General features: G+C 69.6%; 20 protein-coding genes. 7 read left to right on the forward strand and 13 right to left on the reverse strand.

The features are described from left to right. The first annotated feature begins 13 nt into the window (after nt 1-13). The gene (locus CEF10_RS07425; RefSeq protein WP_101067507.1) at nt 14-1765 is read left to right on the forward strand and encodes a SulP family inorganic anion transporter; all 1752 of its coding nucleotides are present in this window, start codon (nt 14-16) and stop codon (nt 1763-1765) included. 35 nt (nt 1766-1800) lie between these two features. Continuing rightward, nucleotides 1801-2544, forward strand: coding sequence for a 2-dehydro-3-deoxygalactonokinase (locus tag CEF10_RS07430; protein ID WP_101067508.1), 744 nt, complete (start codon nt 1801-1803; stop codon nt 2542-2544). 9 nt (nt 2545-2553) lie between these two features. On the opposite strand, the gene CEF10_RS07435 is transcribed toward CEF10_RS07430, so the two are convergent. From CEF10_RS07435 to CEF10_RS07485, 11 genes are all read right to left on the reverse strand, one after another. Continuing rightward, on the reverse strand, nt 2554-3483 hold the full coding sequence (locus CEF10_RS07435; RefSeq protein ID WP_101067509.1) for a metal ABC transporter permease: 930 nt from the start codon (nt 3481-3483) through the stop codon (nt 2554-2556). Beyond that, nucleotides 3480-4679, reverse strand: coding sequence for a metal ABC transporter permease (locus tag CEF10_RS07440; RefSeq protein ID WP_101067625.1), 1200 nt, complete (start codon nt 4677-4679; stop codon nt 3480-3482). Before CEF10_RS07440 ends, CEF10_RS07435 begins: the two co-directional genes overlap by 4 nt. Nucleotides 4680-4683: 4 nt before the next feature. Next, nucleotides 4684-5478 carry a metal ABC transporter ATP-binding protein gene (locus CEF10_RS07445; RefSeq protein ID WP_101067510.1) on the reverse strand — a complete coding sequence of 265 codons (795 nt, stop codon included), beginning with the start codon at nt 5476-5478 and terminating at the stop codon, nt 4684-4686. Nucleotides 5479-5492: 14 nt separating this feature from the next. Then, nucleotides 5493-6425: a metal ABC transporter solute-binding protein, Zn/Mn family gene (locus CEF10_RS07450; RefSeq protein ID WP_198586163.1), complete on the reverse strand. Its 933-nt coding sequence runs from the start codon at nt 6423-6425 to the stop codon at nt 5493-5495. Nucleotides 6426-6581: 156 nt separating this feature from the next. Next, nucleotides 6582-7895: a M16 family metallopeptidase gene (locus tag CEF10_RS07455; RefSeq protein WP_101067511.1), complete on the reverse strand. Its 1314-nt coding sequence runs from the start codon at nt 7893-7895 to the stop codon at nt 6582-6584. Further along, nucleotides 7892-9235: a M16 family metallopeptidase gene (locus tag CEF10_RS07460; protein ID WP_101067512.1), complete on the reverse strand. Its 1344-nt coding sequence runs from the start codon at nt 9233-9235 to the stop codon at nt 7892-7894. Before CEF10_RS07460 ends, CEF10_RS07455 begins: the two co-directional genes overlap by 4 nt. Before the next feature lie 90 nt (nt 9236-9325). Continuing rightward, nucleotides 9326-9862: a DUF3035 domain-containing protein gene (locus CEF10_RS07465; protein ID WP_101067627.1), complete on the reverse strand. Its 537-nt coding sequence runs from the start codon at nt 9860-9862 to the stop codon at nt 9326-9328. Nucleotides 9863-9914: 52 nt separating this feature from the next. Next, nucleotides 9915-10385, reverse strand: a complete 471-nt coding sequence (gene lspA / locus CEF10_RS07470) for a signal peptidase II (protein WP_101067513.1) — start codon at nt 10383-10385, stop codon at nt 9915-9917. Nucleotides 10386-10395: 10 nt separating this feature from the next. Further along, nucleotides 10396-11985: a bifunctional phosphoribosylaminoimidazolecarboxamide formyltransferase/IMP cyclohydrolase gene (gene purH, locus CEF10_RS07475; RefSeq protein WP_101067514.1), complete on the reverse strand. Its 1590-nt coding sequence runs from the start codon at nt 11983-11985 to the stop codon at nt 10396-10398. 28 nt (nt 11986-12013) lie between these two features. After that, nucleotides 12014-13714 (reverse strand): heparinase II/III family protein, encoded by a 1701-nt coding sequence (locus CEF10_RS07480; protein ID WP_232796436.1) that lies wholly within the window; start codon nt 13712-13714, stop codon nt 12014-12016. Between the two features lie 147 nt (nt 13715-13861). After that, the gene (locus CEF10_RS07485) at nt 13862-15130 is read right to left on the reverse strand and encodes an RsmB/NOP family class I SAM-dependent RNA methyltransferase (protein WP_101067516.1); all 1269 of its coding nucleotides are present in this window, start codon (nt 15128-15130) and stop codon (nt 13862-13864) included. A 68-nt stretch (nt 15131-15198) separates the two neighbouring features. On the opposite strand from CEF10_RS07485, the gene CEF10_RS07490 reads away from it, so the two are divergent. Beyond that, nucleotides 15199-15381, forward strand: coding sequence for a DUF1674 domain-containing protein (locus CEF10_RS07490; protein ID WP_101067517.1), 183 nt, complete (start codon nt 15199-15201; stop codon nt 15379-15381). 11 nt (nt 15382-15392) lie between these two features. On the opposite strand, the gene CEF10_RS07495 is transcribed toward CEF10_RS07490, so the two are convergent. After that, on the reverse strand, nt 15393-15746 hold the full coding sequence (locus CEF10_RS07495) for a dihydrodipicolinate reductase (protein WP_101067518.1): 354 nt from the start codon (nt 15744-15746) through the stop codon (nt 15393-15395). A 51-nt stretch (nt 15747-15797) separates the two neighbouring features. Further along, nucleotides 15798-16616 (reverse strand): 4-hydroxy-tetrahydrodipicolinate reductase, encoded by an 819-nt coding sequence (dapB, locus tag CEF10_RS07500; protein ID WP_101067519.1) that lies wholly within the window; start codon nt 16614-16616, stop codon nt 15798-15800. Between the two features lie 87 nt (nt 16617-16703). Between dapB and rbfA the strand changes: the two genes are divergently transcribed. The 4 genes from rbfA to CEF10_RS07520 are packed head-to-tail and all read left to right on the forward strand — an operon-like array spanning nt 16704 to nt 19391. Then, on the forward strand, nt 16704-17099 hold the full coding sequence (rbfA, locus tag CEF10_RS07505) for a 30S ribosome-binding factor RbfA (protein ID WP_101067520.1): 396 nt from the start codon (nt 16704-16706) through the stop codon (nt 17097-17099). 52 nt (nt 17100-17151) lie between these two features. Further along, nucleotides 17152-17859, forward strand: a complete 708-nt coding sequence (locus tag CEF10_RS07510; protein ID WP_101067628.1) for a phosphodiester glycosidase family protein — start codon at nt 17152-17154, stop codon at nt 17857-17859. Between the two features lie 55 nt (nt 17860-17914). Next, nucleotides 17915-18826 carry a tRNA pseudouridine(55) synthase TruB gene (gene truB / locus CEF10_RS07515; RefSeq protein ID WP_101067521.1) on the forward strand — a complete coding sequence of 304 codons (912 nt, stop codon included), beginning with the start codon at nt 17915-17917 and terminating at the stop codon, nt 18824-18826. Nucleotides 18827-18866: 40 nt separating this feature from the next. Next, on the forward strand, nt 18867-19391 hold the full coding sequence (locus CEF10_RS07520; protein ID WP_101067522.1) for a DUF1643 domain-containing protein: 525 nt from the start codon (nt 18867-18869) through the stop codon (nt 19389-19391).

Genomic DNA, 19391 nt, shown 5'->3' on the forward strand with positions numbered 1-19391 from the left:
ACAGGACCCGACGATGGCCTCTTCCACCCCCGCCCGCGCCCGGATGGCGCGATACCTGCCAATCCTCGACTGGTCGCGCAGCTACACGCGCGAGACCCTGACCAGCGATATCGTCGCGGCGGTGATCGTGACCATCATGCTGATCCCGCAGTCGCTGGCCTATGCCCTTCTGGCCGGGCTTCCGGCGGAGGTGGGGCTTTATGCCTCGATCGCGCCGCTGGTGATCTACACCGTCTTCGGCACATCGCGGGCGCTGGCGGTGGGGCCGGTCGCCGTCGCCTCGCTCATGACGGCCGCCGCCGCTGGCCAACTGGCGGCACAGGGCACGCCGGAATACTACACCGCCGCGATCCTCCTGGCCTTCCTGTCGGGTCTGATGCTGACGGCCATGGGGCTTTTGCGGCTGGGATTCCTGGCCAATTTCCTGAGCCACCCGGTGATCTCGGGGTTCATCACAGCCTCGGGCCTCATCATCGCCGCGAGCCAGCTGCGGCATATCCTGGGCATCGAGGCGCACGGCCACAACCTGGTGCAGATCCTGGCAACGCTGTGGGCGCACCTCGACCAGGTCAACTGGCCCACCGTGGCCCTCGGCGTGTCGGCCACGGCGTTCCTGTTCTGGGTGCGCGGCAATCTCAAGCCGCTGCTGAACCGAATCGGCATCACCGGCACGCTGGCCGGCGTGCTTTCCCGCACCGGGCCGGTGCTCGCGGTCGTGGCGACGACGCTGGCGACCTGGGGCCTGGCGCTTGACGACGCCGGCGTGGCCACCGTGGGCACGGTGCCGCAGGGGCTTCCGGGGCTGGTGTTCCCGTCCACTGACTTCGGGCTTTGGGGGCAGGTGGCGATGCCGGCGCTTTTGATCTCGATCGTCGGCTACGTCGAGACGATCTCGGTCGCCAAGACGCTGGCGGCCAAGCGGCGTCAGCGCGTCGACCCCGACCAGGAACTGATCGGGCTGGGCACGGCGAACGTCGGTTCGGCGCTGTCGGGCGGTTTCCCGGTAACCGGGGGCTTTTCGCGGTCGGTCGTGAACTTCGACGCGGGCGCGCAGACCCCGGCGGCGGGCGCCTTCACGGCCGTGGGCATCGCGCTGGCGACGATGTTCCTGACGCCGCTGCTGTTCTTCCTGCCCAAGGCGACGCTGGCGGCGACGATCATCGTCGCGGTGCTCAGCCTCGTCGACTTCGGCACGCTGAAACACGCCTGGAGCTACTCCAAGGTCGATTTCTCGGCCGTCGCGGCGACGATCCTCGTCACCCTGGGCATCGGGGTCGAGGCCGGCATTTCCGCCGGTGTGGTGCTGTCGCTGGCGCTGTTCCTCTACAAGACATCGCGGCCCCACGTGGCCGAGGTGGGGCGCGTGCCGGGCACCCAGCACTTCCGCAATATCCGCCGCCATTCGGTGGAAACGCATCCCGCGGTCGTCACGCTGCGAATCGACGAAAGCCTTTATTTCGCCAATGCCTCCTACCTTCAGGATTACGTCTATGACCGGGTGGTTGGCGACGAGGCCGTGCGCCACGTCGTCCTGATGTGCTCGGCCGTCAACGAGATCGACATGAGCGCGCTGGAAAGCCTCGAGGAGATCAACACGCGACTGGACGGCATGGGGATCAAGTTGCACCTGAGCGAGGTGAAGGGCCCCGTCATGGACCGGCTCAAGCGCAGCCATTTCCTGGACGAGCTGACCGGCGATGTCTTCCTGTCGCAGCACGACGCCGCCGAGGCGCTCACGCCGGGCGACCGGCCGGATGCCGCCTGATTGACGCGGTCCGCCGGTTGCGCCAGACCGGCCCCATGACCGACTCCGACACGCCCGACTGGATCGCGCTGGGGCCCCATGGCCCCGGGACGCTGGCCTGCGCGATGAAGGGCGGCAGGCTTGTGCGGCAAGGGTGCTTCGACGGCGAAGCGGAGGCTGTGGTCGCGCTGGGCGCCGACGGGTTGCCCGCTGTTCGTGTCGGCGCGGGCGCGGGTGACGCGGTGCCCGCCTCCGTGTTGCCCCGGCAGGGCAGGCAGGTGCCACCCATGACGCAGCCCGAACCGCGCGACGAGATCGATGGCTGGGCGCGCCTGCGCCTGGCCGGTGTGGTGGCCGCGCGCCCCGACTGGGACGGGGTGATCTGCCTTGTCTCGGACACACTCGCCCAATGGGTGCATGTCAGCGCGGGTGAAGCCGTGAGTTTCCAGGGTGCCCTGACAGGCCGTCTTGCGGCCGCGCTGGGCAGCGGGCCGGAGGTGGACGCCGACGCCGTCGCCGACACGCTCAGCCGGCCGGAACGGCTGGCCGCGCATCTGCGGGCGGCCACCCTCGCTGCGCGGCCGGGCGCCGTTTCCGGGCACCTGATCGGGGCCGAACTGGCCGCCGCGCGCCCCTACTGGCTGGGGCAGGAGGTGATCGTGGTCACCGCCGGCGACGCGGCCGCGGGCCGGGCCGCCGCGCTGGAGGCGCAGGGTGTGCCGGTCACGCGCGCGGATACCGATCAGGCATTGGCGAGCGGGTTGGCGGCGTTGGGTCGCGCACTCGGGCTGACCGGCTGACGGCGCGCCTCAGTCTGCGACCGGTGCGCCCGCGCGCGCCCGGCATGGCCCGAAGACCGCCGCGAGACCAAGGATCAGCCCCGACACGGTCGCGATCATCCCCGCCGCGCTGACCGCATTCTCGAAGCCGAGCCAGAGCGGGCCGTAGCCGGCCAGCATGTAACCCAACACTGCCGAGAGCACCGCGAAGCCCACGCTCCAGCCGATCTGGCGCTCCAGCTGGTTGGTCATGAGCCGCGCGGCGGCGGGCGGGCAGATGAACATGGCGATGACGATGATCGAGCCCACCGCGTCGAAAGCGGCGACCGCCGCGATGGCCGCCACGATCACCAGCGCCAGCCCCAGAGCCCCGGCGGGCAGACCCAGCGTTCGTGCGAAGCCCTCGTCGAAGGTGGTCAGCTTCAGCGGGCGCCAGAACACCGCCGTGAAAAGCGCCACGAACAGCAGTGTGAGGGCCATCCGCCCCAGCTCGGGCGGCAGCCCGGCCAGCGCCACCGGGTCCAGAAGCGATCCCCACCCGGTGGCATCCAGCCAGATCAGGCTTTCGAGGTTGCCGTATAGCGCGTGCTGCACGTCAAGGTGGACATCCGAGGTGTCGGATTGTTCCAGCAGCAGCACGCCGCCGGCGAACATCGCGGTGAACACCACGCCCATCGCGGCCCCCGGCTCGATCCGTCCCAGCCGGCGGATCACCTCGATCAGGACCACCGTCACCAGCGCCGCGGCGCCGGCGCCCAGCATCATGGGCCAGGCCGAGATCGTGCCTGTCACCAGGAAGGCCAGGACGATGCCGGGCAGGACGACATGGCTGATCGCGTCGCCGATCAGCGCCTGCCGCCGCAGCAACAGGAAATTGCCCGGCAGCGCGCAGGCCACGGCGGCGAAGATGCCGATCAGCAGCGGCGGCAGCGACAGCGCGACGAATTCGTATCCGCTCATGGCGCCGTCCTCGGGCCGAGGTTGCGGTCGAGTTCCACGATCTGGTCGGGCGTCAGCAAGGTGTCCAGCGGCGTGAGCCCGTCGTACCGCGCCGCCGCGGTTTCCTGCCGCGGGTCGCTGCGCAGCAGGGCCCAGCGGCGTTCATCCAGCAGGGCCTTCGCCGCCCGCGCGCGGCCCTTTTCCGTGGCAACGCCGTCGGCGCGGACCAGTCCGGCGCGGCGCATCAGCCGCAGGGTGAGCGGCTCGTAGATCGGCTGACCCTGCGCGAGCGCCAGCAGGCCCTGCCGCAGGTGCACCCGGCGCTGGAACCGCAGGTGGCGCAGGACGGCGGCCAGTACGCCCCGCCCGGGCGCGGCCAGCAGCGACAGCAGGAAAAGCGCGAAGGCCGCCAGCACGATGATCGGACCGGTGGGCAGGTTCGGCGCGGTGGCCGACAGCGCCGCGCCGGCGTAGCCCGACGCGCCGCCCAGCGCGCCGGCGATCAGCACGACACCGCCCACCCGGTTCGTCCAGAACCGTGCGGCCACCGCGGGAATTATGAGCAGCGCGACGATGAGGATCAGGCCCACGATCTTGAGCCCCACGACCGTTATGGCCAGCGCCAGCCCCATCATTGCCAGTTCCACGCGGCGCAGGTTCATGCCCGTGCCCACGGCATATTCGGGGTCGAAGGCCGCCAGCGTCATCGGCCGGCGCAGCAGCAGGGCGAGCAACAGAACCAGGGCGCCGCCGGTGGCGATGACCACCGCGTCGTTCCACAGCATGCCGGCGGTCGCGCCCAGCAGGAAGGTTTCCAGCCCCGCCTGCCGGCCGGCGCTCATCGACTGGATGACCGTCAGGACCACAACGCCCAGCCCGAAGAAAACAGACAACACCGCGCCGATCGCCGCGTCCTCGGCCAGCCGGGTGCGGCGGCTGAGCCAGCTGACGCACACAAGCCCGGCACCGGCCGACAGCGCCGAGCCCGCCAGCAGCCCCGGCAGCGCACGGCCGTCGCCGCCCAGCGCGACCATGACCATGAAGGCCAGCCCGACGCCCGGCAGGGTGGCGTGGCTGATCGCGTCGCTGACGAGCGCGCGCTTGCCCAGGAACAGGAACGTGCCCGTGACCCCGGCGGCGATTCCCAGCAGCGCCGCGCCGATGGTGACAAGCGTGGCGTTGTAACCCAGCTGCAGCGTCAGCGCGTCCCAGATCATGCGGTCAGCCCGCCGCCCCGATCTGCGCACCCGCCAGCCGGCCGCCGTAGGCTTCCTGCAGGATTTCGGGCACGAAGGCCTGCGCCACGGGCCCTTCGGCGATGGCCCGGGTATTGATGACGAAGGCGCGGTCGAAATAGTCGGGCACGGTGCTCAGGTCGTGGTGCACCGCCACCACCGTCCGGCCCTGTTCACGCAGGTCCTTCAGCACACCGATGATGGCCTTCTCGGTCGCCACGTCGACGCCGGCGAAGGGTTCGTCGAGCAGGTAGAGGTCCGCGCCCTCGGCCAGCGCGCGGGCCAGGAAAACGCGCTGCTGCTGACCGCCGGAAAGCTGGCCGATCTGGCGGTCCGCGAACCCTTCCATGCCGACACGCGAAAGGCAGGCCATCGCCGTCTCGACATGCCGCGCGCGCACCCGGCCCAGCAGGCCCAGCTCGCGGTAGAGGCCCATGAGCACGACATCGCGCACACGCGCCGGGAAATCCCAGTCCACGCTGGCGCGCTGGGGCACATAGGCCAGCCTGTGGCGCTGCGTGTGCAGGGGGCGGCCCCAGCAAGTGACCCGTCCCGACAAGGGCTGGACGATCCCCAGCGCGGCCTTGAGCAGCGTCGACTTGCCCGCGCCGTTGGGGCCGACGATCGCCGTCATGGCGCCCGGCGCGAAGGTCGCGTCGACCGAGAAGACGGCCGGCTTCTCGCCGTAGGAAACGGTCAGCCCCCGCACGGCCAGCGGGCTTTGCGAGATCCCCTCGGCCGGCTCGATATGTCCGTCGCGGCTGGCGAGTTCGAGATGCACGGCGTTTCCTTTCCTCAGAGTCCGGCACTCAGCCGGCCATCCATTCCGCGCGCGGGCGCATCTCCGCCCAGCGCGCGGGCAATGGTGGTCACGTTGTGATCGATCATGCCGATGTAGGTCCCTTCGTAGGTGCCCGGCACGCCCATCGCGTCGGAAAAAAGCTCGCCGCCGACCGAGACGTCGTGACCGCGTGCCGCGGCCCCCTCGGCCAGCGCGCGGACGTTGCGATCCGAGACCGAGCTTTCGACGAAGACGGCGCGGATATCGCGCTGCACCAGCATGTCGACGAGCGTTTCGATGCGGTTCAGCCCGGCCTCGGATTCGGTGGAGATGCCCTGGATGCCCACGACCTCGTACCCGTAGGCGCGGCCGAAATAGCCGAAGGCGTCGTGTGCGGTCACCAACACGCGCGACCCGGCGGGGACGGTGGCCAGCGTCCGCCGGGCATAATCGCCCACCTTCGCGATGTCCGCCAGATGGGCCTCGAGTCCCGCGTCGAATCCAGCGGCGTCGCCGGGGGCCGCGTCGGCGAGGGCATCGCGGACCGCGCGAACGACATGCGTCCACAACTCGGGCACCATCCAGACGTGGGGGTCGAACTTGCCCTCGTAATCCTCGTGGCCGATCAGCTTTTCGCGGGGCATCGATTCCCCGACCGCGGTCACGTTGGCGCGTTCGGCAAGCTTGAGCAGGAACCGCTCGAGCTGCGCCTCGAGGTAGAGCCCGTGCCAGAGAACGAGGTCGGCGCGGGTCATGGCGACGATGTCGCTGCGCGTCTGGCGGTAGGAATGCGGATCGACGCCCGGGCCCATCAGCGGTTTCACCGACACGCGGTCGCCGCCGACCTGGCGCGCGGCATCCGCGATCATGCCGGTGGTCGCCACGACGTCGAGCGGGGCAGTGCGCGCCTGCAGACCCGCAGGGGCCAACGGGGCCGCGGCCAGCATGGCGATCAATGAGCGGCGGGTCGGTGTCACGGGGTTCTCCTGTCGGAAGGTCGGCTTGCCGCGGAACAATGGTGGCGCGTTGCCCGAAAGTCAATGCAGTTGCGACTTAATTGCAAAAACACTTCGAATGTTCGGACCGCTCCCCTTGTCGCGCTTTCAGTTGATGGTTGCCTTCAATCCCTCGGGCTGGCCGACGACGACGAAGGTCAGTTTCTCCGGTGCCAGCAGGTCGCGTGCCACCCGGTTGACGTCCTTGCGGGTGACGGCACGCACCTTGTCGTTCCGGTTGTCGATGTAGCCGGGCGAAAGCCCTTCCATCTGCATGGCCGCGAGGATGTTGGCGATTGGCCCGTTGCCATCGAAACGAAGCGGATAGGCGCCGGTGAGATAGGTCTTCGCGTCCTTGAGCTCCTCGGCGGTCACGCCGTCCTCGCGCATCCGGCGCCACTGGTCGCGGATGACCGCGATGGCCTCGGCGATACGGTCGTTCGACGAGGACACCGACCCCATCCAGAGTTGTGCATGATCGCGATCCACGAGGTAGGAATAGACACCGTAGGTCAGCCCGCGCTTTTCGCGCACCTCGTTCATCAGCCGGCTCTCGAACGAGCCCCCGCCGAGAATGTGGTTGAGTATGTAGGCGGCGAAGAAATCCGGGTCGTCCCTGTCGATGCCGGGTTGCGCCAGCATGGCCACGGATTGCGGCGTGTCGAAGTCCACAACCTTTGTGCCGCCGGGCAGGTTCGGATCGGCCGGCCCGGGCAGGGCTGCGCCGGTCTCGGGCAGGTCGCCGAGCAACCGGTCGAGCAGGGCCGACAGCGTCTCGGCGTCGATGTCCCCGACGGCGCTGACGTAAACCCGGTCGCGCGCCAGCGCGGCGCGGTGGGCTTTCACGATGTCCTCGCGCGTCAGGCCGGTGACCGATCGAGTCGTGCCGTTCCTGGAGCGGGCGTAGGGATGGTCGCCGAACACGAGCTTGTCGAAGGCGCGGCCTGCGATCGCCCGCGGTTCCGTCTTGTCCGACCGAATCACCGAAAGGACCTGCCCCCGGACGCGTTCCAGCGCCTTTTCCGAGAACGTCGGGTTCACGAGGCTTTCGCGCAGCAGCCGCACCGACTCGGCGCGGTTCTCGGTCAGGAACTTGGCCGAAATGGACACGGCGTCGTCGCTGGTTTCATATTCGAAGGAGGTCGCCAGACGCTCGGTCGCGCGGGCGAAGGCGCGCGCATCCATGTCACCGGCCCCTTCCTCAAGCAGGCCCGACATCAGGTTCGTGGCCCCCGACTTGCCCGCCGGGTCGAGCGCCGCGCCGCCGCGGAACCGCAGTTCGAGCGCGACGAAGGGGATGCTGTGATCCTCCACGAGCCACGCGTCGATGCCGCCCGGCGTCGTGACCTCCCGAATGTCGATCTCCGCCTGCGCAGGCGCGGCGGCCAGAAACGCCAGAGCGGCGAAAGCCAGACGGATCATTGCGTCACCTCCGGGGTTTTCAGGTGGGCGGTCACGGCGCGCTTGCGGTCAAGAACGTCGCGCGCCGCGTTCAGGATGTCCTTTTCGGTCACGTCCTGGAGGATCTCCGGCCAGGCGTGCACGTCGTCCACCGTCAGGCCCTGTGTCAGGGCGCGGCCGTAGCGCCGGGCGCGTGCCGTCACGTCGTCGCGCTCGTAGATCCGCGAGGCACGGATCTGTGTCTTGATCCGGGCCAACTGGTCGTCGTCGATGCCCGTGGCCAGCAGTTCCTCGAGCACCCTGTCCATCGCCGTTTCGGCTTGCTCCAGGGTCACACCCGCGGCCGGCACGACCGTCAGGTTGAACGTCGTGTCGTCAAGCGACATTCCGCGGTACCATGCGGAGGTGTAGACCGCCGTCTTGTTCTCGAACTGGAGTTCCCGATTGAGCATGGAGGTCTGGCCCCCGCCAAGGATTTCGGCCAGAAGTGTCAGTGCGGCCGCACGTTCCTGCGCGCCGCTGTCGCGTTCCGGGGCAAGGTAGGAGCGGCTGACGTAGGGCTGGGACACGCGCGGATCCTCGAGCACCAGGCGCCGCTCGGCCAGTTGTCGCGGCTCCTGCGGGCGTGCGCGTTCGGGCAGGTCGGGGTTGGCGGGAAGGGGGCCGTAGTGCTTTTCGGCCAGGGTGCGCACCTGCTGGGTGGTGACGTCGCCGGCGACCACGAGAACGGCGTTGTTCGGTGCATAGTAGGTGCGATAGTGGTCCATCGTCGCCTCCATGCCCAGTTCGGACATCTCGGCCTGCCAGCCGATGATGGGGGTGCCGTAGGGATGGTTCAGGTATTGCGCGGCCCTTTGCTGTTCCCGCAAAAGGGCGCCGGGATTGTTCTCGACCCTTTGGTTGCGTTCCTCGATGATGACGTTGCGCTCGGTCTTGATGTCGGTCTCGGTCAGGCGCAGATCGACCATCCTGTCGGCTTCCATCTGCATCATCCGGCCCAGACGGTCCGCGGCCACGCGCTGGAAATAGGCCGTGTAATCCTGGCTGGTGAAGGCGTTGTCACTGCCGCCGTGGCGCGCCACCGTGGCGGAGAACTCGCCGGAGTCCAGGTCGTCAGTGGCCTTGAACATCAGGTGTTCCAGGAAATGCGCGACCCCGGAAACGCCGGGGCGTTCATCCGCCGCCCCCGCGCGGTACCACACCATGTGCACCGCCACCGGGGCGCGGTGATCCTCGATCACCACGACCTCCATGCCGTTGTCGAGCGCGAAGCGCGTCACGTCGTCTGCCGGTGTCGTGGCGGCCTGCACCGGCAGGGCGAGGCCTGCCGCCAGCAGGAGAGGTCCGATCAGTCTGAGCATCGCGTGCTGTCCTTCACAAGCCGTGCCTGCATCAGACATACAGCGATGCCGCGTTTGTTCAAGCCGCCGCCGTCGGTGCGGCGGGGACGATCAGAACCGTTCTTCGGGTTCCGGTGGGGCCGATGGCACCGTCACCCCGCGCCGGCGCAGGCGACGCAGTTCGGCATAGGGGTCCAGCCATTGCTGGCGGTAGGCTTCCGTGTAGCTGTCGTAGGGACCGATCCCCAGCAGGTTCAGCCTGCCCTTGCGACGCCGCAGCTCGCGGTCTTCCCTTGCCACTTTCTGGCGGATACCTTCCGGTGCGCCATAACGGTCGGCGTGCCGCACCAGCGCACTGTCGGCCTTGGGGACGCCCCCGGCCGCCGAGCCGTCTGGTCGCCCGCCGAGCGCCGCGATGCCTTCGGCCTTGGGGTTCTGGTCGGTGCGGTTGCTCCCGCCCGGGGTCGGCGGTGGCAGCTCCGAGTAGTTCTCGGGTGCCTCGAGCGGCTTGTTGGGTATGATCGAGAACTCGTCGGGGCCGTCGTCGGGATTGCGGATCTTGGACAGCTGCTTGACCTCGCCGGAACTGCACGCCGCCAGCCCGAGCGCCGTCACCATAACAAGTATCAATCCCCGCGACATGCTCATCGCCATACTCCTGAAGGTTTGCCGCCAGCCTTATCGCATCGCCGCGCCGAGGTCACGGGGCCTTTTTGTCGGTGGAAAAGACGATCAGCCCCAGCGCGCCGGCAAACACGGCGACATCGGCGACATTGAACGAGAACGGGTTGTCGATGCCGCAGCAGGACATGTTCACGAAATCTGCCACGGCGCCGTAAAGCAGCCGGTCGACGACGTTGCCCAGCGCGCCGCCCACCAGCAGCCCGGCCGAGATCCGCTGCCACGGGCCGGCAGGATCGCGGTGCACCCACCACACCACCGCCAGGCAGATGGCCACTGCCACGGCGATCAGGATCCAGCGGGTCAGCCCCGCCTCGCCCGAGAGCAGCCCGAAGTTGATGCCCGTGTTCCAGGCCATGCGGAAATTCAGGTAGGGTGGCCAGAAATCGATGCTGCCCACGCGCTGCAGGCCCATCGCGTGCACGACGATGTACTTCGTGACCTGGTCGGCGAGGAAAACCCAGAACCCTGTCCAGAAGACCGTTTTCATTCCGTGCCCCCTAGTGCCGGAAGTGGCGCATGCCGGTGAAGATCATCGCCAGCCCGGCTTCGTCGGCGGCGGCGATGACCTCGTCGTCGCGCATCGACCCGCCCGGCTGGATCACCGCGGTCGCACCGGCCTCTGCCGCTGTCAACAGCCCGTCGGGGAAGGGAAAGAACGCGTCCGATGCCACGGCCGACCCTTTCGTGGGCGCCTCGGCCAGTCCGAGCGCCTCGGCCATGTCGGCGGATTTCCGCGCGGCGATGCGGCAGCTGTCAACGCGGCTCATCTGGCCCGCGCCGATCCCCACGGTGGCGCCGCCGCGGGCATAGACGATGGCGTTGGATTTCACGTGCTTGGCGACGCGCCACGCGAAGAGCATGTCGGCCATCTCCTGCGCGTCGGGCGCGCGTTTCGTGACCACCTTCAGGTCGCTTTCATGCCGGTGGCCGTTGTCGCGGTCCTGCACGAGCATGCCGCCCGAGACCTGGCGCAGCGCCAGGCCGGCCTCGGCCGGGTTGGCCAGCCCCGGCGCCAGAAGAAGCCGCAGGTTCTTCTTCTTCGCGAAGATGTCGCGCGCGTCGTAGTGGACCGCCGGGGCGATCACGACCTCGGTGAAAATCTGCGTGATCTCGCCTGCGGTCTCCACGTCGAGCGGCTGGTTGAGCGCGACGATGCCGCCGAAGGCGCTGGTGCGGTCGCAGTCGTAGGCGTTCCTGTAGGCCGCCCTGAGCGTGTCGGCCCGCGCCACGCCGCAGGGATTGGCATGCTTGATGATCGCGCAGGCCGGCCCGTCGCCCGGCAGGAACTCGCTGACCAGCTCGAAGGCCGCGTCGGTGTCGTTGATGTTGTTGTAGGACAGTTCCTTGCCCTGAAGCTGCTCGGCGGTGGCCACGCCGGGGCGGTCCGTCCCGTCGGTATAGAAGGCGGCCTGCTGGTGCGGGTTCTCGCCGTAGCGCAGGGTTTGAGACAGCGTCCCGGCAAAGGTGCGCCGCCGCGGCGCGGGTTCGTCCAGCGCGGTCGCCATCCAGTTCGAGACGGCCGCGTCATAGGCCGCCGTGCGGCCGTAGGCCGTGAGCGCCAGTTTCTGCCGGAACGCCAGCGAGGTCTGCCCGTCGTTGGCCTTGAGCTCCTCGAGCAGCGGCGCGTAGTCGGCCACGTCGACGACCACGCCCACCGCGTCGTGGTTCTTGGCGGCCGCGCGGATCATCGCCGGCCCACCGATATCGATGTTCTCGATGCAGGTGGCGTGGTCGGCGCCCTTGGCGACCGTCTCTTCGAAGGGATACAGGTTGACGACCAGCAGGTCGATGGGCCGGATGCCGTGGGTGGCCATTGCCCCCATGTGGTCCTCGTCGTCGCGCCGGCCCAGCAGCGCGCCGTGCACGACAGGATGCAGCGTCTTCACGCGACCGTCCATCATCTCGGGATAGCCGGTCAGATCGGCCACGTCGCGCACCGCCAGCCCGGCCTCGCGCAGTGTCCGTGCCGTCCCCCCGGTCGAGACCAGCTCGACGCCGCGGGCGGCAAGCGCCTCACCCAACTCGACGAGGCCGGTCTTGTCGGAAACGGAAAGAAGCGCACGGCGCAGGGGCACGAGATCGGTCATGTCAAAGGCGTCCTGGGTCGGGTTGAGGTCAGTCGTCGAATGTCGGGTCCACGGGGTCCTGCTTCAGGTCGCGCACGCCAACCGGCGTATCCTGCGCCTTCGACAGCGACCACCGCGCGCGTGTCGCATAATCCATCGCGCGGCCCGATAGAACGATCTGTTTGGTCGCACGCGGTTTCAGCCGGTTCTTTTCCAGGTAGACGGACTGTTCAAGCGACAATTCGGTCTCGCCGTCGCCCCGGAACACCCAGATCTCCCCGCTCTTGAGTGCCATGGACACTGCCGTGCCGCCCATGTCGAGGGCCGCGTCGACGTCGGGGTGCAGGTGGAAATGGATGTCGAAGGGGATCCCGTCCATCTCCAGGCTCGCGCGGGCCTTGTCGAAACGCTTCTTCTGCGATTCGCGGATCGCCACGATCAGGTCCTCGCCCGCCAGCCCGCGGCCGTCGAAGGTCACTTCGAGCCTGCGGCCGTGGATCAGTCCGAACTCGGCGCCATAGCCGTCGTGCCCGCCCTCGAAGCGCAGCCCGTCGGGCGCCTGGCTCATTTTCACGGGGACGTCGCGCGGGCCTTGGGCCAGCGGTTCGGGGTAGGTGCCGCCGCGCTTGAGCCGGGCGCACGACTGTCCCGCGATCACGAGCGTGGAATGCGATGGCGTCGCCCGGCCGACGCGCCGCCATTCGGCGCCGAAGCTGACCCCGGAGCCGCAGTTGACGATCAGGGGGCGCCGCCCTGAGGTGAGTTCGAACGCCAGGGCGGAGGCGTGGGCATTGACCGAGGCCGCCCCCCTGGGGGGCGGGGCCGCGTCGACGATGACGCTCGTGCGCCCTGCGCTGAGCCGCGCGTAACCCATCGACAGCCCGTCGGGCGCACGGGTCTTGACGCCGCTGGCCGCCAGCGCGTGATCCAGCCGCCCTTCCAGCCCGCGCCCGCCACCGTGGAACCGGGCGAGGCCACCGTCGGCATGGCGCAGGGTGCGCAGCGTTGGGGCGATCCGCTCGATCGCCGCCCAGTGGGCATGTCCCGGCGCGTGGCCGGATTCGCTGAGCGCCGCCGCCGCCCAGGTCAGCAGGGTGAAGACCTCGAGCAGCTCCTCGGGGTTGCGTGTGGGCAACCCGCCCTGGGTGTCGATCTGTGTCTCGCACGCGTCGGCCAGCGCGGCCACGGCCGGGGCCACATGCGCATGCATCCCCTCCAGCGAGAGCCCGGCGTAGATCAGCCCGGTGAGCGCCTCGAACCGCGGCAGGCCGGGGGGTGCACTGCGCCAGCGCCGCCCGAGGAAGATGGTCTGCTGTGCCAGCGAGCGATAGAAGGCCGCCGAAGCGTCCGCATCCTGCCCGCTGAGGACGAACAGGGCGTGGTTGATCCAGCGGATCAGCCGCCGCCCCGTCAGTTCCGGTGTCCAGCCCGGCCCCCGGCCTTGGCCGTACCGGGCGATCCACTGCCACAGCCAGTCCTTCGCACAGCGCCGCGCGGGGGCGTCGCCCGTGGCCGCGAGGTCGTCGAGCCAGCCGAACCCGTGCAATGCCTGCGCGAAGGCCGCGTCGGGCGGGTCTATGTCCCACGGGCTTGCCTCCGGGGCCTGCACCAGGTGGCCGGCGAACTGGAAATTGCCTGCCACGAGTTGCCGGCCCCGCGCGAAACTGCCGATCGTGCGCGGCTCGGGCTGGGACAGGAAGGCTGTCGCGGGGCGCGTCAAAGCCGAGCGGCGCGCCTGAACGCGGTTCATCAGGCGCGTCCATCGTGCGGACAGCTTTTCGGGTTTCGACATCGGGCTCGGCCTCGGGACGCTCTTGGCGGCGTTGTTGCGGACACTATACCCTGACGCCGCGCGCGAGTCACGGTGTTCCCGCGCGCCAGGGGCGCAACGGGCGCCTCATGGCCGAAGGCAGGCGATGAAAAACCCGTCCATGCCGCCCAGCTCCGGCCAGAAATCCGGCCGCAGGCGCAACCCGCCGTCGGCGGTCCGCCACTGCGGGTCCACGCCGGGCAGGTCGCCCGCCGCCGCGTCAACCTGCAGACGCGGGTGCCGTTGCAGCGCCGCCGCGATCTGCCGCTCGCCCTCTTCCGGCAGTAGCGAGCAGGTGCAGAACACCAGCCGCCCGCCCGGCTTCACCAGCGCCAGCGCATGGTCCAGCATCGCCGCCTGTGTCTTTGCCAGCGCGCCGATCTCGCGGCCGTCGCGGACGTGCGGCAGCTCGGGGTGCCGCCGGATCGTGCCCGTGGCCGAGCAGGGTGCATCCAGCAGCACGCCGTCATAAGGGCCGCCCGCATGCGCCAGCGCGTCACCGGTGATGCACTCCGCCTCCAGCCCTGTTCTGGCAAGGTTCTCGGCCAGCCGCTCCATCCGATCGGCGGAGTTGTCGAGCGCGGTCACCGCGGCGCCCGCGGCGGCCAGCTGCATCGTCTTGCCACCGGGCGCGGCGCAAAGGTCGAGCACACGCTCGCCCGGGCGCGCGCCCAGGACGCGCGCCGGCAGGGCGGCGGCGGCGTCCTGCACCCACCAGTCGCCCTCGGCGTATCCCGGCAGCACCGACAGCTGGGCGCCGCGGTCAAGGCGCACGCTGCCCGTGGGCAGCAGCGTGCCGCCCACCTGCCGCGCCACCGCCGCCGCGTCGGTCCTGGCGGTCAGGTCCAGCGGGGCGCGCGCGAAATGCGCCCGTTCCATCGCCGCGACCGCATCCGACCCATAGGCGCCGATCAGCCGCTTGCGCAGCCAGGCGGGCAGCCGCGGGACCGGAAGGTCGTTCCACGCGCCGGGGCCATCGCGGGCAACCTTTCGCAGCACGGCGTTGACCAGCCCCTTGAGCGCACGGTGCTTGCGGTGCGCCGCGGCGAGCGTGACCGCGTCGTGGACGACACCGTGCGCGTCCCCGCCGGTGCACAGCTCCACCGTGGCCAGCCGCAGAAGGTTGCGCACGTGCATGGGGGGCGGTTTGCGCAGGTGCGGCTTCAGGACGCGATCCGCGCGGTCCAGCCCCCGCAGCGCATCGAGCGCGAGGCGTTGCGCGCGCGCCCGGTCTGCCGGTTCGAGAGACGCCAGCGCGCCGCTGGCCACCAGGTCGGCCATCAGCCGCCGTTCGCCCAGAACCTTGTCGAGAAGGCCGACGGCAGCGGCGCGCGCGGAGGGGGCGGCGTTTTTCAAGCGGGATTCCTTGCTGCGGTACGGAATGCGCGTATATCAAGCGTGTGGCAGCAAAGGAACCCTGCGCTATGGACGACGACACGGACAAGGACGGCCTTCCCGCCGCCGCCCGCCGGGCGCTGGCCGAGGCCGCGGAGCGCCGCCGGCAGGAAGAGGCAAAGGAAATCCCGCGTGAGTACGGCGGACGCGGCGGCCCTGAGCCAGTGCGCTACGGTGACTGGGAAATCAAGGGCCGCGCCATCGACTTCTGACGCGGCCGCGGTCAGCGCAGCCGCAGATCGGCGGACTGGCCCTGCCCGCGATCGGAGATGAAGCGCAGCGTTCGCCCCTGGACCTTCACAGCCTGGCAATTCGGGCCAAGGTCAGTGCTGCCCCAGTAGAGCGAGCGGCAGAAATACCCCGACCGCCAGCGCCACGCGCCCGAGACGTCGCGGCCGAACGCGCGGCCCGCGATCTCGCCGTCCGGCGTCACGGCCAGCCGGATCCCGAACCGCGTCAGCTTCCGCCCATCAACGAGCGAGATGAAGCGGTCGCGGTCGTCCACCTTGTCGAAACCTTCGGCCGCGGCCGGCCCCGCCAGCCCGGCGCACAGCAGGATGAGGATGATCGCACGCATGTCGCCCTCCCGAGAATACCGTTCGGGATACGCGGGCGAGGGTGCGCCGGATCAGTTTTCGCGCAGGCCGAGGACGTCCATCATGTCGTATTCCCCCGGCTTGCGCCCGATCCCCCACAGCGCGGCCTTGAGCGCACCGCGGGCGAACACCGCGCGGTCGGTGGCGATGTGGCGCAGCACGATCCGCTCGCCCGCGGCGAGGAACATCACGTCGTGCTCGCCCACGATGTCGCCGCCGCGAATCGCGGAAAGCCCTATGTGGCCCCGTTCGCGCCGCCCCGTGATGCCGTCGCGGCCGCGATCGGCCACGTGGTCGAGCGACACGCCCCGGCCTTCGGCGGCGGCCTCGCCCAGCATCAGCGCCGTGCCCGAGGGCGCGTCGACCTTCTGGTTATGGTGCGATTCAACGATCTCGATGTCGTAATCCTCGTCCAGCGCCGCGGCGACCTTGCGCGTGAGCTGTGTCAGAAGGTTCACGCCAAGGCTCATGTTGCCGGCGCGCACCACGATGGCGTGGCGCGCAGCGGCGGCGATCGCCTCGAGGTCCTGTGCGGTCATGCCCGTGGTGCCGATGACGTGGACGGCCCGCGCCTGCGCGGCAATCCCCGCGAACTCCACCGTTGCGGCGGGGGCGGTGAAGTCGATCACCGCGTGCGCGGGGGCGAACGCCTCCAGCGGGTCGTCGGTGACCGTCACGCCCAGGGCCGCGCCCCCCATCGCCTCGCCGGCGTCGCGGCCGATCCAGTCGTGGCCGGGGCGTTCCACCGCGCCGCTCAGGCGGGCGCGCGGGCTTTCGGTGATGGTGCGGATCAGCATCCGGCCCATCCGCCCGGAGGCGCCTGTCACGACGATGCCTGGAATTTCGCTCATCCGTATTCTCCGGTTCGCTGGTTTTGTCCTGCTTAGCGCGGGCATCGGCGCTTGGCAAAACTTCTGCGAACCCTTAGATGCTCGGCCATGGCACGCAACAAGTCCCGCCAGGGCACAGGCCCCTCCCAGCGTCAGCTTCGCGTCGGCGAGCTGATCCGGCGCACGCTGTCGGAAACCCTGATGCGCGGTGACATCCATGACCCCGACCTCAACGGCATGTCGGTGACGGTGGGCGAGGTGCGGGTGTCCCCCGATCTCAAGGTCGCGACCGCCTTCGTCCTGCCGCTGGGCGGCGAGGGGCAGGACGACCTGATCGGGCTGCTGGCACGCAACCAGGGCGAGCTGCGCCGCGTCATCGGCGGCAAGCTGGAGCTGAAGTTCGCACCCGAGTTGCGCTTCCGCCTCGACCGGACCTTCGACCAAATGGACGAAACCCGCCGGTTGCTCGCACAGGACAAGGTGCGTCAGGATCTCGAGGAGTAGGCCCGTGCGCGGGATATGGGCCGTCATCCTGTCATTGCTGCCACTGCTGGCGATGCCGGGGCGCGCGGATGCCGTCGAGTGCCGCGAACTGACCCACGCGGACACCGGATACACCGTCTGCGAAGTCGATGCCACGCGCGAGGACCTGCGCCTGTTTCTCGATCATCCCGAAACGGGCCGGCGGCTGGGCAGCTTCGAGAACCTGCGCGCGCTGCTGGCCGGGCAGGGGGCGGAGCTGGCCTTCGCGATGAACGCGGGCATGTATCACCCCGATCGCAGCCCGGTTGGCCATTACGTCGAGGCGGGACGCCAGGTCAAAGGCGTGGTGCGCGGCGCGGGGCCGGGCAACTTCGGGCTGCTGCCCAACGGCGTGCTGTGCATCAACGATGCCCGCGTGCGCGTGATCGAGACGGAACGTTACATTGCGCAGGCCCCCGGGTGCCGCGACGCCACGCAGTCGGGGCCGATGCTGGTGATCGATGGGCGGTTGCATCCGCGTTTCCTGAAAGACAGTGACAGCCGTTATGTCCGCAACGGTGTCGGCACCTCTGCCGACGGGCGCCGTGCCGTCTTTGCCGTTTCGAACCGGCCGGTAACCTTCCACGCCTTTGGCCGGCTGTTCCGGGATGTCCTGCAGACGCCGCAGGCGCTTTACCTCGATGGCAACATCTCGCGGCTCTACGCGCCGGAGCTGGGCCGGCACGACGGCGGCTTTCCCATGGGGCCGATCGTGGGCGTGGTGGACCGTGGCGGAGATTGACGCGGCGGGCGGCCTTCGCTAGGGCGCATGCTTCACGCGAAAACGGGATCCGGGCATGGCACGCAGGCGCAAGGGGCGCGATATCTCCGGTTGGCTGGTGGTCGACAAGCCCGCCGGCATGACCTCGACGGCGGTGGTCAACAAGGTGCGCTGGGCGTTCCAGGCGAAGAAGGCGGGCCACGCGGGCACGCTGGACCCGGAAGCCACCGGGGTGCTGGCCGTGGCGCTGGGTGAAGCCACCAAGACCGTGCCCTTCGTCACCGACGCGCTGAAGGCCTATCGCTTCGGCGTGCGGCTGGGGCAGGCCACCAACACCGACGACGCCGAGGGCGAAGTCATCGCAGAAAGCCCCGATCGCCCCACCGACGACGAGATCAAGCGGGCGCTGGGCGCCTTCGTGGGCGAGATCATGCAGGTGCCGCCCAAGTATTCGGCGGTGAAGATCGACGGCGAGCGCGCCTACAAGCTCGCGCGCGCGGGCGAGGATGTCGAGATCGCGGCGCGGCCCTTGTGGGTAGAGGAACTCTTGTTGATCGACCGTCCCGACGCCGATCACGCCACGCTGGAGATGACCTGCGGCAAGGGGGGCTTCGTTCGCGCGATCGCCCGCGACCTGGGCGAGGCGCTGGGCTGCCACGGGCACGTTGAGTGGCTGCGGCGGCTGTGGTCAGGTCCGTTCGAGGCCGGGCAGGGCATGACCCTCGACCGGATCGAGGCACTGGCCCGGACACCCGAGCTGGACACGCATCTTCTGCCGCTCGAGGCGGGGCTTTCCGAGTTGCCGCAGGTGCGGTGCCCCACCGGCTCGGTGGCCAAGCTGCGGAACGGCAACCCGGCGCCGGTGGTGCCTTTGGACGATATCGAGTACGGCGAGGAATGCTGGGCCGCCTGCGACGGCCGGGCGGTGGCCGTGGGCCGCTTCAAGGCAGGTGAACTGCAGCCCGCCCGCGTTTTCAACCAGCCCTGACCGCTTGCACCGCCCGCCGGGGCGGGGCAAAAGCGCTGCCATGATCACGCGCGAACACACGAAGGGCGATGCCGCCTCGACCGCGGTGTATTCGAACTGCGAGCGCTATCGCTACATGCTTACCCGGACGTGGGATCCGACGGGGCCGCGTGCGCTTTTCGTCATGCTCAACCCGTCCACGGCCACCGAGGTGCAGAACGACCCAACGGTCGAACGCTGCGAACGCCGGGCGCGGGCGCTCGGCTTCGGGGCCTTCCGCGTGACCAACATCTTCGCCTTCCGCGCGACCGACCCGTCGGACATGCGCGCGGCCGCCGACCCGGTGGGCCCGGACAATGACGCCGCGATTGCCGAAAGCTGTCCCTGGGCCGACAAGATCATCGCGGCCTGGGGGGCGCACGGTGCGCATCTCGACCGTGGCCGGGCCGTCGAACGGCTGTTGCGGGCCTCGGGCAAGACGCTCCACACCCTCGGGCTGACCAAGGCGGGGCACCCGCGCCATCCCCTCTACATCGCCTACAGCCGCCAGCCCGACCCGTGGCCGGCGTCCGTGCCCGGCGATTAA

It is taken from the genome of Roseovarius salinarum (assembly GCF_002834145.1).
Lineage (GTDB): Bacteria > Pseudomonadota > Alphaproteobacteria > Rhodobacterales > Rhodobacteraceae > Roseovarius > Roseovarius salinarum.

What these genes read in the sequence shown, in the direction of transcription:
- CEF10_RS07425 (WP_101067507.1), top strand. Translation starts at nt 14, where the DNA reads ATGGCCTCTTCCACCCCCGCCCGCGCCCGGATGGCGCGATACCTGCCA.
- CEF10_RS07430 (WP_101067508.1), top strand. Translation starts at nt 1,801, where the DNA reads ATGACCGACTCCGACACGCCCGACTGGATCGCGCTGGGGCCCCATGGC.
- CEF10_RS07435 (WP_101067509.1), bottom strand. Translation starts at nt 3,483, where the DNA reads ATGAGCGGATACGAATTCGTCGCGCTGTCGCTGCCGCCGCTGCTGATC.
- CEF10_RS07440 (WP_101067625.1), bottom strand. Translation starts at nt 4,679, where the DNA reads ATGATCTGGGACGCGCTGACGCTGCAGCTGGGTTACAACGCCACGCTT.
- CEF10_RS07450 (WP_198586163.1), bottom strand. Translation starts at nt 6,425, where the DNA reads ATGCTGGCCGCGGCCCCGTTGGCCCCTGCGGGTCTGCAGGCGCGCACT.
- CEF10_RS07455 (WP_101067511.1), bottom strand. Translation starts at nt 7,895, where the DNA reads ATGATCCGTCTGGCTTTCGCCGCTCTGGCGTTTCTGGCCGCCGCGCCT.
- CEF10_RS07460 (WP_101067512.1), bottom strand. Translation starts at nt 9,235, where the DNA reads ATGCTCAGACTGATCGGACCTCTCCTGCTGGCGGCAGGCCTCGCCCTG.
- CEF10_RS07465 (WP_101067627.1), bottom strand. Translation starts at nt 9,862, where the DNA reads ATGAGCATGTCGCGGGGATTGATACTTGTTATGGTGACGGCGCTCGGG.
- lspA (WP_101067513.1), bottom strand. Translation starts at nt 10,385, where the DNA reads ATGAAAACGGTCTTCTGGACAGGGTTCTGGGTTTTCCTCGCCGACCAG.
- purH (WP_101067514.1), bottom strand. Translation starts at nt 11,985, where the DNA reads ATGACCGATCTCGTGCCCCTGCGCCGTGCGCTTCTTTCCGTTTCCGAC.
- CEF10_RS07480 (WP_232796436.1), bottom strand. Translation starts at nt 13,714, where the DNA reads ATGAACCGCGTTCAGGCGCGCCGCTCGGCTTTGACGCGCCCCGCGACA.
- CEF10_RS07490 (WP_101067517.1), top strand. Translation starts at nt 15,199, where the DNA reads ATGGACGACGACACGGACAAGGACGGCCTTCCCGCCGCCGCCCGCCGG.
- CEF10_RS07495 (WP_101067518.1), bottom strand. Translation starts at nt 15,746, where the DNA reads ATGCGTGCGATCATCCTCATCCTGCTGTGCGCCGGGCTGGCGGGGCCG.
- dapB (WP_101067519.1), bottom strand. Translation starts at nt 16,616, where the DNA reads ATGAGCGAAATTCCAGGCATCGTCGTGACAGGCGCCTCCGGGCGGATG.
- rbfA (WP_101067520.1), top strand. Translation starts at nt 16,704, where the DNA reads ATGGCACGCAACAAGTCCCGCCAGGGCACAGGCCCCTCCCAGCGTCAG.
- CEF10_RS07510 (WP_101067628.1), top strand. Translation starts at nt 17,152, where the DNA reads ATGCCGGGGCGCGCGGATGCCGTCGAGTGCCGCGAACTGACCCACGCG.
- truB (WP_101067521.1), top strand. Translation starts at nt 17,915, where the DNA reads ATGGCACGCAGGCGCAAGGGGCGCGATATCTCCGGTTGGCTGGTGGTC.
- CEF10_RS07520 (WP_101067522.1), top strand. Translation starts at nt 18,867, where the DNA reads ATGATCACGCGCGAACACACGAAGGGCGATGCCGCCTCGACCGCGGTG.